The 13,564-nt window shown below is 68.9% G+C and carries 12 protein-coding genes and 1 tRNA gene; 12 read left to right on the forward strand and 1 reads right to left on the reverse strand.

Annotation, left to right across the window (positions count from 1 at the left end):
• Positions 1–8: 8 nt before the first annotated feature.
• The 6 genes from K9U40_RS13225 to K9U40_RS13250 all read left to right on the forward strand — a co-directional run bounded on the left by K9U40_RS13225 (position 9) and on the right by K9U40_RS13250 (position 4,608).
• A complete protein-coding gene (locus K9U40_RS13225) occupies positions 9–1,472 on the forward strand; it encodes an aldehyde dehydrogenase family protein (protein ID WP_282890662.1) in 1,464 nt (487 codons plus the stop codon).
• Positions 1,473–1,626: 154 nt separating this feature from the next.
• Positions 1,627–2,586 (forward strand): PDR/VanB family oxidoreductase, encoded by a 960-nt coding sequence (locus K9U40_RS13230; protein ID WP_282890663.1) that lies wholly within the window; start codon positions 1,627–1,629, stop codon positions 2,584–2,586.
• A gap of 145 nt (positions 2,587–2,731) precedes the next feature.
• A complete protein-coding gene (locus K9U40_RS13235; protein ID WP_282890664.1) occupies positions 2,732–2,932 on the forward strand; it encodes a hypothetical protein in 201 nt (66 codons plus the stop codon).
• Between the two features lie 234 nt (positions 2,933–3,166).
• Positions 3,167–3,243: transfer RNA gene (locus tag K9U40_RS13240), tRNA-His, on the forward strand.
• Between the two features lie 324 nt (positions 3,244–3,567).
• Positions 3,568–4,239 carry an acireductone synthase gene (gene mtnC, locus K9U40_RS13245; RefSeq protein WP_282890665.1) on the forward strand — a complete coding sequence of 224 codons (672 nt, stop codon included), beginning with the start codon at positions 3,568–3,570 and terminating at the stop codon, positions 4,237–4,239.
• A 39-nt stretch (positions 4,240–4,278) separates the two neighbouring features.
• Positions 4,279–4,608, forward strand: coding sequence for a 2Fe-2S iron-sulfur cluster-binding protein (locus K9U40_RS13250; protein ID WP_282890666.1), 330 nt, complete (start codon positions 4,279–4,281; stop codon positions 4,606–4,608).
• 209 nt (positions 4,609–4,817) lie between these two features.
• Here the strand turns inward: K9U40_RS13250 and K9U40_RS13255 are convergent, their stop codons facing one another.
• Positions 4,818–4,994: a hypothetical protein gene (locus K9U40_RS13255; RefSeq protein ID WP_282890667.1), complete on the reverse strand. Its 177-nt coding sequence runs from the start codon at positions 4,992–4,994 to the stop codon at positions 4,818–4,820.
• A gap of 312 nt (positions 4,995–5,306) precedes the next feature.
• Here K9U40_RS13255 and K9U40_RS13260 point away from each other — a divergent pair, with 312 nt between their 5' ends.
• From K9U40_RS13260 to K9U40_RS13285, 6 genes are all read left to right on the forward strand, one after another.
• Complete coding sequence (locus K9U40_RS13260) at positions 5,307–6,686, forward strand: porin (RefSeq protein ID WP_282890668.1); 1,380 nt, start codon at positions 5,307–5,309, stop codon at positions 6,684–6,686.
• Between the two features lie 635 nt (positions 6,687–7,321).
• Positions 7,322–8,245: an ABC transporter substrate-binding protein gene (locus K9U40_RS13265; RefSeq protein ID WP_282890674.1), complete on the forward strand. Its 924-nt coding sequence runs from the start codon at positions 7,322–7,324 to the stop codon at positions 8,243–8,245.
• Positions 8,246–8,255: 10 nt separating this feature from the next.
• Positions 8,256–9,077 (forward strand): ABC transporter permease, encoded by an 822-nt coding sequence (locus tag K9U40_RS13270; RefSeq protein WP_282890669.1) that lies wholly within the window; start codon positions 8,256–8,258, stop codon positions 9,075–9,077.
• 53 nt (positions 9,078–9,130) lie between these two features.
• Positions 9,131–9,967 (forward strand): ABC transporter ATP-binding protein, encoded by an 837-nt coding sequence (locus K9U40_RS13275; protein WP_414115005.1) that lies wholly within the window; start codon positions 9,131–9,133, stop codon positions 9,965–9,967.
• 288 nt (positions 9,968–10,255) lie between these two features.
• Positions 10,256–12,133, forward strand: a complete 1,878-nt coding sequence (locus K9U40_RS13280; RefSeq protein WP_282890671.1) for a sensor histidine kinase — start codon at positions 10,256–10,258, stop codon at positions 12,131–12,133.
• On the forward strand, positions 12,123–13,502 hold the full coding sequence (locus tag K9U40_RS13285) for a sigma-54-dependent transcriptional regulator (protein ID WP_282890672.1): 1,380 nt from the start codon (positions 12,123–12,125) through the stop codon (positions 13,500–13,502). Before K9U40_RS13280 ends, K9U40_RS13285 begins: the two co-directional genes overlap by 11 nt.
• Positions 13,503–13,564 lie beyond the last annotated feature (62 nt).

A 13,564-nucleotide genomic window follows, 5' to 3' on the forward strand; every position in this document is an offset into this window, starting at 1 on the left:
GAGGACACATGAACGCCATCGCCCCGCTCGCGGCCCAGAACCTCATCGACGGCGCCTGGCAAGGCGCGCTCTCCGGAGAGACCGCGCCGAGCCTCGATCCCGCCACCGGCAACGTGCTCGGCCATTTCCCGGCGAGCGGGGAGGCGGACGCCGAGGCGGCCATCGCCGCCGCCCGGCGCGCCTTCGAGCGGCCGGACTGGGCGCAGGCTCCGCGCTCGCGCCAGATGGTCATGCTCCGCTGGGCCGACGCCATGGAGAGAAAGGCGGAAGACCTCGCCCGCCTGCTCACCGCCGAGAACGGCAAGCCGCTGGTCCAGTCGCGCGGCGAGATCGCCGGCTCCATTTCCGAGATCCGCTATTATGCGGGCATCACCCGCTACATCCCCGGCCATGTGTTCGAGGTGGAGCCGGGCGCCTATTCCACGCTGCTGAAGGAACCGGCGGGCGTCGCCGGCCTCATCATCCCGTGGAACGCGCCGGCCGTGCTGCTCATCCGCGCGCTCACCCCGGCGCTCGCCGCCGGCTGCACCGCTGTGGTGAAGCCCGCGGCCCAGACCGCCCTCGTCACCGCCGAGATCCTGCGCACGCTCGCCGAGGTGGAGGGCCTGCCGCGCGGCGTCCTCAACCTCGTCACCGAGACCGGGCATGAGGTTGCGCGCACGCTGGTGTCGTCGCCGGAGGTGGATGTCATCTCCTTCACCGGCTCCAACGCAACCGGCGCGCGCATCATGGCCGATGCCGCGCCCACCATGAAGAAGCTGTCGCTGGAGCTGGGCGGCAAGTCCTGCTGCCTCGTCTTCGAGGATGCGGACGTGGAGGCTGTGGCGCCGAAGCTCGCGGCGGCGGCCACCATCATCGCCGGCCAGCAATGCACCGCGGCGCGGCGCATCCTCGTGCATGAAAGCCGATACGACGCCATGAAGGCGTCGCTCAAGGGCGCCCTCGCCCGCCTGAAGATCGCCCCCGGCGCGGCGGAGGGGAGCCAGATGGGCCCCCTCATCGACGAAGCCTCCCGCGCGCAGGTGGAGCGCAAGACGGAAGAAGCCATGGCCATTGCCGACGAAGTGGTGCTCGCCGGCAGCCGCCCCGGCGGCGCGCTGGAGATGGGCTGCTTCCTCTCCCCCACCTTGCTCGCCCATGCCGATAGCGGCGCCTTCTTCGTGCAGGAGGAGATCTTCGGCCCGCTGGTGGTGATCGAGCGCTTCACCGACGAGAAGGACGCGGTGAAGCGCGCCAACCACACCGACTACGGCCTCTCCGCCAGCGTGTGGACCCGCGACGGCGCGCGGGCCATGCGGGTGGCGCGGGCGCTGCGCAACGGCACGGTCTGGATCAACGACCACAACAAGCTGTTCGCCGAGGCCGAGACCGGCGGCTATCGCCGGAGCGGCCTCGGCCGGCTGCATGGCTATGACGCGTTGATCGACTTCATGGAGATCAAGCACATCTATCAGGAAGCCGGGGTGGTCTGATGCCGGCGCCCGGCCTGCCCGTCTTCGACACGGCGATCGTCGGCGACGGCTCCGCCGGCTGCATCATGGCGAACCGGCTCCGCCCGGCGGGCAGTTGGCCCCAAGCTTGCCTCTTCTCCTGCATAAGCGTTTTGCGCGGATGGAGAGGTCAGCAATGTCGGACGAAGCCCTGCACCCGGTGGTCGTGGCCCGCAAGACGATCGAGGCCGAGAACATGGTCTCCTTCGAGCTCGTCCCCGCCGATGGCGGCGAGCTGCCCGCCTTTACCGCGGGCTCGCATGTGGACGTGACGCTGCCCACCGGCCTGGTGCGGCAATATTCCCTGTGCAACAGCGCCAGCGAGCGCCACCGCTATGTGATCGGCGTCTGGAAGGACGCCAACAGCCGCGGCGGCTCCAAGACGCTGTTCCAGTCCGTCAACGAGGGCGACCGCCTGCAGGTGGGCGAGCCGCGCAACCGCTTCGCGGTGCCGCGCGACACCAAGCGCGCGCTGCTGTTCGCCCGCGGCATCGGGGCGACGCCGGTGCTGTCCATCGCCGACCACCTGAAGGCGAAGAACATCCCGTTCGAGTTCCATTATCTGTTCGCCGGCGGCTCGCCGGGTTCGTTCCGCACCACCATCGAGGCCTCGGCCTTCGCCGAGAACACCACCTTCTATTTCGAGGCCGCCGAACCCCGCCTCAACCCGGCGACCCTCCTGGCCGACCGGCCGGACGACACCCAGCTGTTCCTGTGCGGCGTGGACTGGTGGCTCGACCCCATCGTCGCCAACGCCCAGCAGAAGGGCTTCGGCGTCAATCGCATCCATATCGAGCGCTTCACCGCCAAGGCGGCCCCGCCGCTGCTGGACAAGGTGTTCGACGTGAAGATCGCCAGCTCCGGAAAGGTCATCAAGATCCCCGGCGACCGCTCGGTGACCACCGCGCTGGAGGAAGCCGGCGTCAAGGTGCCCACCTCCTGCGAGCAGGGCGCCTGCGGCACCTGCAAGGTGAAGGTGCTGGAAGGCGAGATCGACCACCGCGACAAGCGCCTGAAGCCCGAGGAGAAGGCCCAGGGCTATTTCCTGGCCTGCGTCTCGCGTGCCAAAGGCGACCTGCTTGTGTTGGACTTGTGACAATTCCATTCGGGGCGGCTTCGCATCCTCGCGCGGCCGCCCCCGATATCCAGGCCAGCGCGTTTTCTTCCCGCGAACCGGTGTCCACGTCGCTCGAAAACGCTCCATGCCGCCGGGTGCGGCCACAGCGCAAGGAATGAGATCCATGGTTTCCGAAGAAGACGTCTGGCGGACCGCCTTCATCATCGCCGACCAGTACGGCCCCGAGGGCGTGGCCTTCGCCGCGCGCATGGCGGAGAGCTTCGAGATCGGCGGCAAGATGGAGGAACACCGCGCCTGGGCCTCCATCAAGGCCAAGGTCGAGACCCTCACCGCCGAGGATGCAGGCTTCACGCGCCCCAACTGAGGGACGCGCACGACCTTCGCTGCCGCCACCGTCCCGGGAGCGGGACCTCCGGGCGTGTTCGGCGTCCTGGATGCCCGTTGCGGCAGGCATCGGGGCATATGGCGCGGACCTGCGGCGAAGGTGCGCAGCGAAACGGAAAATCCCCTGTGATTTGCGCCGATCCGGCCCCTTGAAATTGGCGGATCGTGCGCGTAGGTTCCGCGCTCTCCGCCGCGCCCCACGTGCCGGCGTCGTGCAGGTGTAGCTCAGTTGGTTAGAGCGCCGGTCTGTGGAACCGGAGGTCGGTGGTTCGAGCCCACCCACCTGTACCACAATCCACATTCAAGATCAGAGACTTACAGTAGCCAGCGGAGCATCTGGCCGAGTGCAATTTGCTCGATGTGTCCGTGGTGTGCCGTGTGTCGCCGCCCGCGCGGGTGATGGCCTCCCGCCCCATCGGGACGCCATGGGATGCGCCGGCGCGCTGTCTGGCACGCCCGGTGCTTGCCCTGCCCGGAAGGCTTGAACACGGCACAGAGCAGGCGGCCCATGGCTCATTTCGGACAATCGGCAGGTCCTATGGCGACAGCTCCCATGGCGACAGCTCCCATGGCGGCGCGCCATGCGCGGGGTCACGCGCCGGCGGGGGCCCGCCCATGACCATCCATGCCATCCTGACCGATATCGAGGGCGCGGCCGGCCCGCTCGCCTTCCTGAAAGACACGCTGGTTCCCTATGCCCGCGAGCAGCTCGGCGGCTTCATCGCCGCCCATGCCGAGGACGACGACATCGAGGAGGCCCTCGACGAGGCCGGTCGCCTCATGGGCGGGTTCTCGCTGAAGGTCGAGGAAGCTGAGGCGCTGCTGCAGCGCTGGATGAAGCAGGGCCGCAATCCCACGCCGCTGAAGATCATCCAGGGCCGCATCTGGCAGCAGGGTTACGAGGCGGGCGCCTTCAGCGCCGAGATCTATCCCGACGTGGCGCCGAGCCTGAAGGCCTGGAAGGACGCGGGCATCCGCCTGTTCACCTACTCGTCCAGCTCGGAGCTGGCGCAGAAGCTGTGGCTCGGCGCCGCGCCGGAGGACCTCGCCGGGTTATTCGAGGACTTCTTCGACACTCGCGTCGGCCAGAAGGTGGAAGAGGAATCCTACAAGGCCATTGCCAGCCAGCTGGCCCTGCCGCCCGCCGAGATCCTCGTCCTGTCCGCGAACGAGGACGAATTGGACGCCGCCAAGGCTGCCGGCCTCGCCACCACGCGGATCGCGCGGGACGGCGGCGGCGGCAATCATCCGGTCGCATCCGACTTCACGGCCGTGACCATCGGGTAGACCCGGCGCGCCGCGGGGGCGCCGATTGAAGGCTGGGACATGGCACGCTTCACCGTACAGACGCGCGACGGCGACCTCATCGAGGTGACGGGCCGCGATGGCGCGACCCTGCTGAAGGCGATGCGCAAGGCCGGCGTGGAGGAGGTGGTCGCCCAGTGCGGCGGCGGCTGCGCCTGCGCCACCTGCCACGTCTATGTGACCCTGCCCGAAGGGGTTTCGCCCCCCGAGATCGGGCCCGGCGAAAGCCGGATGCTGGCGACGAGCCGCTATCGCACCCTCGCCTCCCGGCTGTCCTGCCAGGTCAAGCTGGAGCCGGCGCTGGAGCGGATGCTCGTGGTGGTCGCGCCCGACGACGGCGGCGACTTCTGAGGCAGCGCCTTCTGAGTGCGCCGCCGGGTGGCGATCCGGCCGGCGGCGCGCGCCTCAGGCTTCGGCGAAATAGGGCGGAAGGCCGGTGCCGCCATGGCAGGCGGCATATTCGGCATGGGCGCCAGGCAGCAGCGCGAACACCTCATGCCAAGTGTATACCCCGCGCCTCTCCTTGTGGAAGCGCGGCGTCGGGTCGTTCGTAACCTGCCTCAGTTCAGCGTCTTGCCGGACCAGATGGCCGGCCCCTTCGCCGCCTTGGCGGGGAAGACGGTGAACTGACGCCGGTCGAGCCACACCCCTCCGGCCCTCCGCATGGAGAGGCCGCCCTCCAGCCTGACGGGACGCGCATGCTTCAGGCCCTTGTCGATGGTCTCCTTGGGGTGCATGCGCGGCGGCGCATCCTTCAAGCACCGCGGCGGGCGCGAAGGCCGCCATGCCTCACCCCGCAGCCGAAAGCGGCCGTCTCCAACACCCGGTCCGGATGGCCCTTCTAATTAATAACTCAGATTGAATTATCTATTGACCATTCGCCGACACGCCCTCATTGTGGCGTCAAGAAGGCGTCGTCCAGACGCCCAAGCCAACACAATTGGGAGGGAAACATGCTGAAAACACGCATGAATCTGGTTATTGCCGCCAGCGCGGCAAGCTTAGGCGTCAGTGCGGTGACAGATCCGGCTGCGGCCGCGGACCTGCCCGTGAAGGCCAAGTCCGTCGAATATGTGAAGGTCTGCGCGGCCTACGGACCCGGCTTCTATTACGTCCCCGGCACCGACACCTGCCTGAAGGTCGGCGGCTATGCCCGCATGGACACCTACCTCAACGTGACGGGGGTGTTCCTGCCCGGCTCCGGCTTCGACGGGCCGGGCGCATCGGCCTATGGCTTCCCGTTCCGGGACAAGGACGACGCGGACTATTTCACCCTCGCCCGCGCGGCGCTGGAACTCGACGCCCGCACCCAGACCGATTACGGCACGTTGCGCTCGTATTTCCTCGGCGGCGTGGAATGGAACTCCCAGCGCGGCGCCGGCCTGGGCCCCGGCCCGGCAGTCGATTTCGAGCGCGCCTTCATTCAGTTCGGCAACTTTACATTCGGCTATACTCAGTCGTTCTTTGATACCGGCATTGCCTATTCCTACGCGGTTCTGTTCGAGGGCTCGAACACCTGGAACACCGTCGCAGCCTATACGGCGCAGTTCGGCAACGGCTTTTCCGCCTCGCTCGCGCTGGAAGATGCCGCCAACCGGACTACGGGCGTCCAGGCGACGGGCGCCAGCATCAGCGCCGTCACCACGCCCGAGGCGTTTCCGTTCGTGACCGGCACCACGGGATCCGGCCTCTCCTATGCCAATTACCAGGCCGGACAACAGGCGCCGGACCTCGTCGCCAACCTGCGCGTGGAGCAGGCCTGGGGCTCGGCGCAGATCGCCGGCGCCCTGCACCAGGTCCAGGCGCTGACGCCCGCCTATCTCGGCGCCGTCGCCCCCGGCACGGAAAGTTCGGCGACCTGGGGTTACGCGCTGGGCGCCTATGCCGAATTCAAGCTGCCCATGCTCGCCCCCGGCGACAGTCTCTACCTTCAGGCCAACTATTCGGACGGCGCGCTCAACTATGTCGGCCTCGCCGGCACCCAGCAGGGCCGCGCCACGGGCATCGGTGCCATCAAGCTTTCGGACAGCGGCATCATGAGCGGGGCCTATTACCCCCTCGCCGATGCGGTGATGGGGCTATCCGGAACCTACGAGACGGTTGCCGCCTGGGCGCTGCAGGCCCAGTTCCGGCATTACTGGACGCCCATGGTGCGCAGCGCCGCGTTCGGCGGCTATGTGGATGTGGACGTTCCCGCCAACGTGGTGGGCGCGGCCCCGCTCCACACCTGGCAGCTCGGCTGCAACACCATCTGGTCGCCCGCCCGCAACCTCGATATCGGCGCCGAGCTGGTCTACACCAAGGTCGGCGGCGACCAGCCCCTCGGCATCGTCAATGCAGTCTCCGCGACCGGGGCCGCCAGCCCCACCCTGGTGGGCGGGTCGGCCTCCGCGCTCGCCGGCGCGGTGCGCATCCAGCGCACCTTCTGACCGCGGCAGCGGACCCCGCGCGGGGTCCGCGCTTCAGCCCCGCGCGGCCTTGCCCCATGACCCGTGAAGCTCACGGGCCATGGGGATCAGCGGGCGTGGCCGAGACAGGCGGCGCGCACCGCCGGATCGTTCCTCAGCAAGGCGGCGGGGCCGTGGGCGGCGCGGCGGCAAACTGCTCCACCAGCAGCATGGTGATCTTCTCTTCCTTTGCTTTGGCAGGGCTTTGCGCCGTTCGGACCTGCAACGCTCAAGGCAATTGGTGCCTGTACACCGGTCCAACCTATGGCGCGTTGGGCAGCATGGGCGGTCGCGCACATCCCGGCCACCCGGCGGGCCGGCGGAACTCCGCCGCGCCACGCAGCCCGACGGCGGATTCTCGCCGCAAGGCCGTGCCGCCGCACCCGAACTCGCGAAAATAATCTTTTAATATCATATATTTAAATTCAGTAATGCCAGCACTGCATGGCTGGCATGCGCGGTGCAAAGGGGCGGACATCCTCAATCCAACCGGCCACAGCAGCCGGAACCCCGGGAGAAGCGCCTTGCCCAATTCCGTCCACTCGACCTCATCCGCGCGCGCCACCGCACCCGTTCGCCGGACCGCCCGCCTCGCCGCCCTTCTCGCCGCCTCCGCGGTGCTGGCGTTCGGCGCCCTGCCCGCCTCGGCGCAGGAGGTGATCCGCGTCGGCAACCTCAAGCTCGCCCATTTCGCCGGCGTCTCCTACATCAAGGAGATCGCCTCCTCCTGCGGCATCACGGTGGACCTGAAGATCTTCGCCAAGGGCCCGGACGTGATGCAGGCCATCCTCGCCGGCGAGCTGGACGTGGGCGCCACCGCCTCCGAGGCCGCCATTTCCGGCCGGGGCAACGGCGCGCAGATCTATATCGTCGGCGGCTTCGCCCGTGGCGGCGCGCGCCTGTTGGCGGTGCCCGACAGCGGCATCAGGACGGTGGCAGACCTCAAGGGCAAGAAGGTGGGCGTCACCCGCGGCTCGATCCAGGAAGTGCTGCTCGCCGCCGAGATGGGCAAGGTCGGCCTCACGCCCAAGGACCTGACCATCATCTATCTCGGCTATCCCGACCTCAACCAGGCGCTGCTGCAGAAGCAGGTGGACGCCATCATGCAGACCGAGCCGCAATCGGCGCAGGCCATCTCCCGCGGCTTCGGCGCCGAGATGCTGAAGCCCTACGACACCCCGGTGGGCTCGCCGGTGCGCACGCTGGTGATGAGCGAGAAGTTCTACAAGGGTAGCCCCGAGGCGGCGAAGAAGTTCATGGCCTGCTTCGTGAAGGCGCAGAAGACCTTCATGGATGATCCCAAGGTCGCCGAGAAGTTCGTGACCCAGGACGTGTTCAAGGGCCAGCTCACCGCCGAGGAATTCCAGGAAGCCCTCGCCAACTCGCCCTACACGCTGGAGATCAGCGCCGACCACATCCAGAAGACCACGGACGTGATGGCCCAATACGGCATCGGCAAGATGTCGTCCCCCGCCAAGGCCGAGGACTGGGTAAAGCTCGACCTGCTCGACGCCGCCAAGGCCTCCGCCGGCATCAACTGAGGGCATCGCCATGCACACGTCGCGCCTGAAATCCCTGGCGGAGGGCCTCGCCGTGCCCGTCGCCGCCATCCTCCTATGGCAGATCGCCTGCTCGCTGGGGCTGGTGAACCCCATGGTCCTGCCCTCCCCGGCCGCGGTGGCCGCGCGCTGGTGGGCCTATCTCGCCCCCATGGAGCCCTTCGACCCGGCCACGGGCTCCTATCTCGCCTGGCTGTTCTCCGGCGAGATGATCCATGACGCCATCGGCTCCCTCACCCGCGTCGCCCTCGGCTTCTTCGTGGGGGCGGGCCTTGCTTTGCCGCTCGGCCTGTTCATGGGATCGAGCGACACCATCTACCGCCACATCAACCCGCTGATGCAGGTGCTGCGGCCCATCCCGCCCATCGCCTACATCCCGCTCTCCATCCTGTGGTTCGGCCTCGGCAATGCGCCGGCGGTGTTCCTCATCGCCATCGGCGCCTTCTTCCCGGTGCTCATGAATACCATCGCCGGCGTGCGGCACGTGGACGGCATCTATATCCGCGCCGCCCGCAGCCTCGGGGCGAGCCGCCTCACCATCTTCCGGCGGGTGATCCTGCCGGCGGCGACGCCCTACATCCTGTCGGGGGCGCGCATCGGCATCGGCACCGCCTTCATCGTGGTGATCGTGGCCGAGATGATCGCGGTCAATAACGGCCTCGGCTTCCGCATCCTGGAGGCGCGCGAATACTTCTGGTCCGACAAGATCATCGCCGGAATGCTCACCATCGGCATCCTCGGCCTTGGCATCGACATGGCGGTGAGCCGCCTCAACTCCCACCTGCTCCGCTGGCACCGCGGCCTGGAATCGTGAGGAATCCCATGTCCATGCACCCTGCCTCCGTCGAAGCCCTCACCGAGCGCGCCATGCCCCTCATCGAACCCATGAGTGCGCCCGATGCGGGCACCGCCGCGCCCCACATCGTCGTCGAAGGCGTGGACAAGCGCTTCGGCGTCCCCGGCGGCGAGATCGTCGCCCTGAAGGGCATCGACCTCACCATCAGCCGCGGCGAGTTCGTGTGCCTGCTCGGCCCCTCGGGCTGCGGCAAGTCCACTTTGCTGAACGCCATCGCCGGCTTCTCCGCCCCCACAAAGGGCACCATCGCCGTGGAGGGCCGCACGGTGGCCGCGCCCGGCCCCGACCGGGGCATGGTGTTCCAGGAATACGCGCTGTTCCCGTGGATGAGCGTGGCCGCGAACATCGCCTTCGGCCTTGAGATCAAGGGCATGAAGCGCGCCGACATCGACGCGCGGGTGGCCGAGCTCCTCGCCATGCTGAAGCTCACCGAGTTCCGCGACCGCTTCCCGAAAGACCTGTCCGGCGGCATGCGCCAGCGCGTGGCCATCGCCCGCGTGCTCGCCCTCGACAGTCCGGTGATGCTGATGGACGAGCCGTTCGGCGCGCTCGACGCCCTCACCCGCCGCTCGCTCCAGGACGAGCTGATCCGCATCTGGGCGGCGACGGGCAAGACCATCGTGTTCGTCACCCATTCCATCGAGGAATCCATCTACCTCGCGGACCGCATCGTCGTGCTCACCTACCGGCCGGGCACCATCAAGCGGGACATCAGGGTGGAACTGCCGCGCCCGCGCGACAGCGCCGCCGGCGCCTTCAACGAGCTGAAGCGCGAACTCTCCGCCCTCGTCACCGCCGAGCAGCACCGCTTCGAGGAGGTGGAGGTCAAGGGCTTGACCACCGACTGAGGCGGGACCAGCATCCGCCGGGCGTCAGGAGGATGTAGATCTCTCACCCCATCGCTCGTCATGCCCGGCCTTGTGCCGGGCATCCACGCCGTTCCGCTGGCGCCCACGTGCGAAAAACCCTCCCGGCCCTTCCGCATGGATGGCCGGGACAAGCCCGGCCATGACGGAGATTGCATCGGCAGTGTGCCGTTGGAATTCTCAACCAAACGCCTAAACAAACAAGGCCCGCGCCAAGGCGGCCAAGCAGCCGGCGGCCAGCGCGGCCAGGGAGTCGACGGAACCAGGACCATGCGCCCCGATCTCGCCACCGCCGCGCGCGCCGTGCTCCTCGCCCTTCTCGCCGCGGCGGCGATCTTCGCCGTGGTGAAGGCGGGGGAGATGGCGGAGGCCCGCGTCGGCGAGCGGCTGGCCAGCGAGGCCCGCCACCGCAGCGAGATCTATGCCCAGAGCTTGGAAGGCGCCATCGAGCGGTTCGGCTACCTGCCCGCCGCCGCCGCCCTCGACCTGAACGTGCGGCACCTGCTCGACCGGCCGGACGATGCGGTCCTGGTCTCGACCGTCAACGCCTATCTGGAAACCCTCAATCGCGCCGCCGGCACCCCCGTGCTCTACCTGATGGCCCCCTCGGGGATGACCATCGCCGCGTCCAACTGGAACACGCGGGAGACCTATGTGGGGGCCGATTTCAGCTATCGCCCCTATTTCACCGAGGCCATGGCGGGCCAGGCCGGCCGCTTCTACGCCATCGGCACGCTGACCGGCGTGCCCGGCTATTTCATCAGCGCGCCGGTGGTGATCGACGGCACGGTGCGCGGGGTGGTGGCCACCAAGGTCAATCTTGATCCCCTGGAGGCGGTCTGGCAGGAGGCCGCCGACCGGGTCCTCGTGACGGACCAGAACGGCATCGTCTTCCTCGCCTCCGATCCGCGGTTCAAGTTCCACGCCACCCGCCCCATCGACGCCGCCACCGCGCAGGAGATGGAAAAGACACGCCAGTACGGGCGCGCGGCCTATCCCCTCATTAATCTCGGCACGGTGGAGACGGTGGGGGGCGTGCCCCTGACCGTCGCCTCGGACGTGGCCCCCCACGGCCGCGTCATCGCCGACGACAAGGCGCTGGCCACCTATGGCTGGCATCTGCTGCTGTTCGCCGATGCCGCCCCGCTGGAACTGGCCGGGCGCACCGCCCGCGTGGGCATGACGCTGGGTTTCGGCGTGCTGGGCCTCATCGGCCTCTACTGGTGGCAGCACCTCAGGCGCGCCCGCGAGAGCCTCGCCGCCCGCGCGGCGCTGGAGGCCGCCCAGCGCGAGCTGGAGGCGAAGGTGAAGGCCCGCACCGCCGACCTCACCGCCGCCAACTTCAAGCTTGCCGGCGAGATCGAGGAGCGCCGCCGCGCCGAGGCGGACCTGCGGGCCGCCCAGGACGAGCTGGTTCAGGCCGCCAAGATGGCGACCCTCGGCCAGATGGCCGCCGGCATCACCCACGAGCTGAACCAGCCGCTGACCGCCCTGCGCGGCCTCGCCGACAATGCCGGCAAGCTCTTGGAGCAGGGCCGCGAGGCGGAGGCGCAGGCCAATCTCGGCCGCATCGCCGCCATGGTGGACCGGCTCGGCAAGATCACCGGCCAGTTGCGCGCCTTCGCCCGCAAGTCCAGCAGCCAGACCCTGCCGGTGGACGTGGCGGCGGCGGTGGCGGAGAGCCTCGCCATCCTCGCCCCGCGCATCCGCGTGGCTGGCATCGGCGTCGCCACCGATCTCGACGCGGCGGCCGCCACCGTGCGGTTCGAGCCCATCCGCCTCAGCCAGGTGCTGGTGAACCTCGTCGGCAACGCGCTGGATGCGGTGAAGGGCCGACCGGACGCGTGGGTCGGCCTCAGTACAAGACGCGTGGGCGGCCGCGTCGTGCTCAGTGTGGAGGACAACGGCCCCGGCCTGCCGGAGGCCACCCTCGCGCGCATCTTCGATCCCTTCTTCACCACCAAGCCGGCGGGCGAAGGGCTGGGGCTGGGCCTGCCCATCTCGCTCGCCATCGCCCGCGAGTTCCGCGCCACCCTCACCGCCCGCGCCCGGCCACAGGGCGGCCTCGGCTTCGATCTCGTCATGGAGGCGGCGGAGAGCGCGAACGCCGCCCCGCCCCAGCCGGAAAGGATGCGCCATGTGTCCTGAGCGCGCCCTCGCCTCAGTCCCCGCCCCGCACCCGGCCGCCCGGCCGCGCGTGGTGCTGGTGGACGACGAGGAGGTCATCCGCACCACCATCGCGCAGACACTCGAACTTGCCGGCATCGCGGTCGAGACCTTCGACAGCGTGGCTGCGGCCCTGCCCGCCATCGGCCGCGACTTTCCCGGCGTGGTGGTGAGCGACGTGCGCATGCCCGTGCGCGACGGGCTGGAACTGCTGGCCGACGTGCGCCGGCGCGATCCCGAATTACCGGTGGTGCTCATCACCGGCCATGGCGACGTGGCCATGGCGGTGGCGGCCATGCGCGAGGGCGCTTACGACTTCATCGAGAAGCCGTTCGTCTCCGACGCCTTCGTGGAGGTGGTGCGCCGGGCGCTGGAAAAGCGCGCCCTGGTGATGGAGAACCGCCGCCTGCGCATGGCGCTGGACCGGGGCGAGGCTGGCGACGCCATCGAGCGCTGCCTCGTCGGGCAATCCCCCGCCATCCGCCGGCTGCGGGACGACGTGGCGGCGCTCGCTTCCACCAATGCCGACGTGCTGGTGCTGGGGGAGACCGGCGCCGGCAAGGAGCAGGTGGCCCGCGCCCTCCACGAGGGCGGATCGCGCCGCGACAAGCCCTTCGTGGCGGTCAATTGCGGCGCCATCCCCGAAAGCATGTTCGAGAGCGAGATGTTCGGCCACGAGGCCGGCGCCTTCACCGGCGCAGGCAGGAAGCGCATCGGCAAGATCGAGCATGCCTCGGGCGGCACCCTCTTCCTCGACGAGGTGGAGAGCATGCCGCTGGCCATGCAGGTGAAGCTGCTGCGGGTGCTGCAGGACAGGAAGATCGAGCGGCTCGGCTCCAACACCCTTGTGCCGGTGGACCTTCGGGTGATCGCCGCCACCAAGGAGGACCTTTCCGCCCTCGCCGATGCCGGCCGCTTCCGCAAGGACCTGTGCTTCCGCCTCGACGTGGTGAAGCTGGTGCTTCCGCCGCTGCGCGAGCGGCGGGAGGACATTCCCCTTCTGTTCGAGCTGTTCCTGGTGCAGGCGGCGGTGAAGTACCAGCGGCCGGTGACGGAGGTTCCGCCCTCCCTGCGCCGCGCGCTGATGCTCGCCGACTGGCCGGGCAATGTGCGCGAACTGAAGAACGCCGCAGAGCGCCACGTGCTGGGCTTCCTCGCCCCCGATTTCGCCACCGGCGGAGCTGCCGCGCCCGGCCTTAACGAGCTGCTGGACCGGGTGGAGCGCCTCGTCATCGAGGATGCGCTCAAGGCTTCCGGCCAGCGCATCTCGGCGGCGGCGCAGGCCCTCAACATCCCCCGCAAGACCCTGTCCGACCGCATGAAGCGGCTCGGCCTCACGGCTGCGGAGTGAGAAAGGGCGACCTTGCGCGGTGGGAACCCTCTCCCGCGTGCGGGGGAGGGCAGGGAGGGGGC

This window comes from Xanthobacter autotrophicus (assembly GCF_030015065.1).
Lineage (GTDB): Bacteria > Pseudomonadota > Alphaproteobacteria > Rhizobiales > Xanthobacteraceae > Xanthobacter > Xanthobacter autotrophicus_D.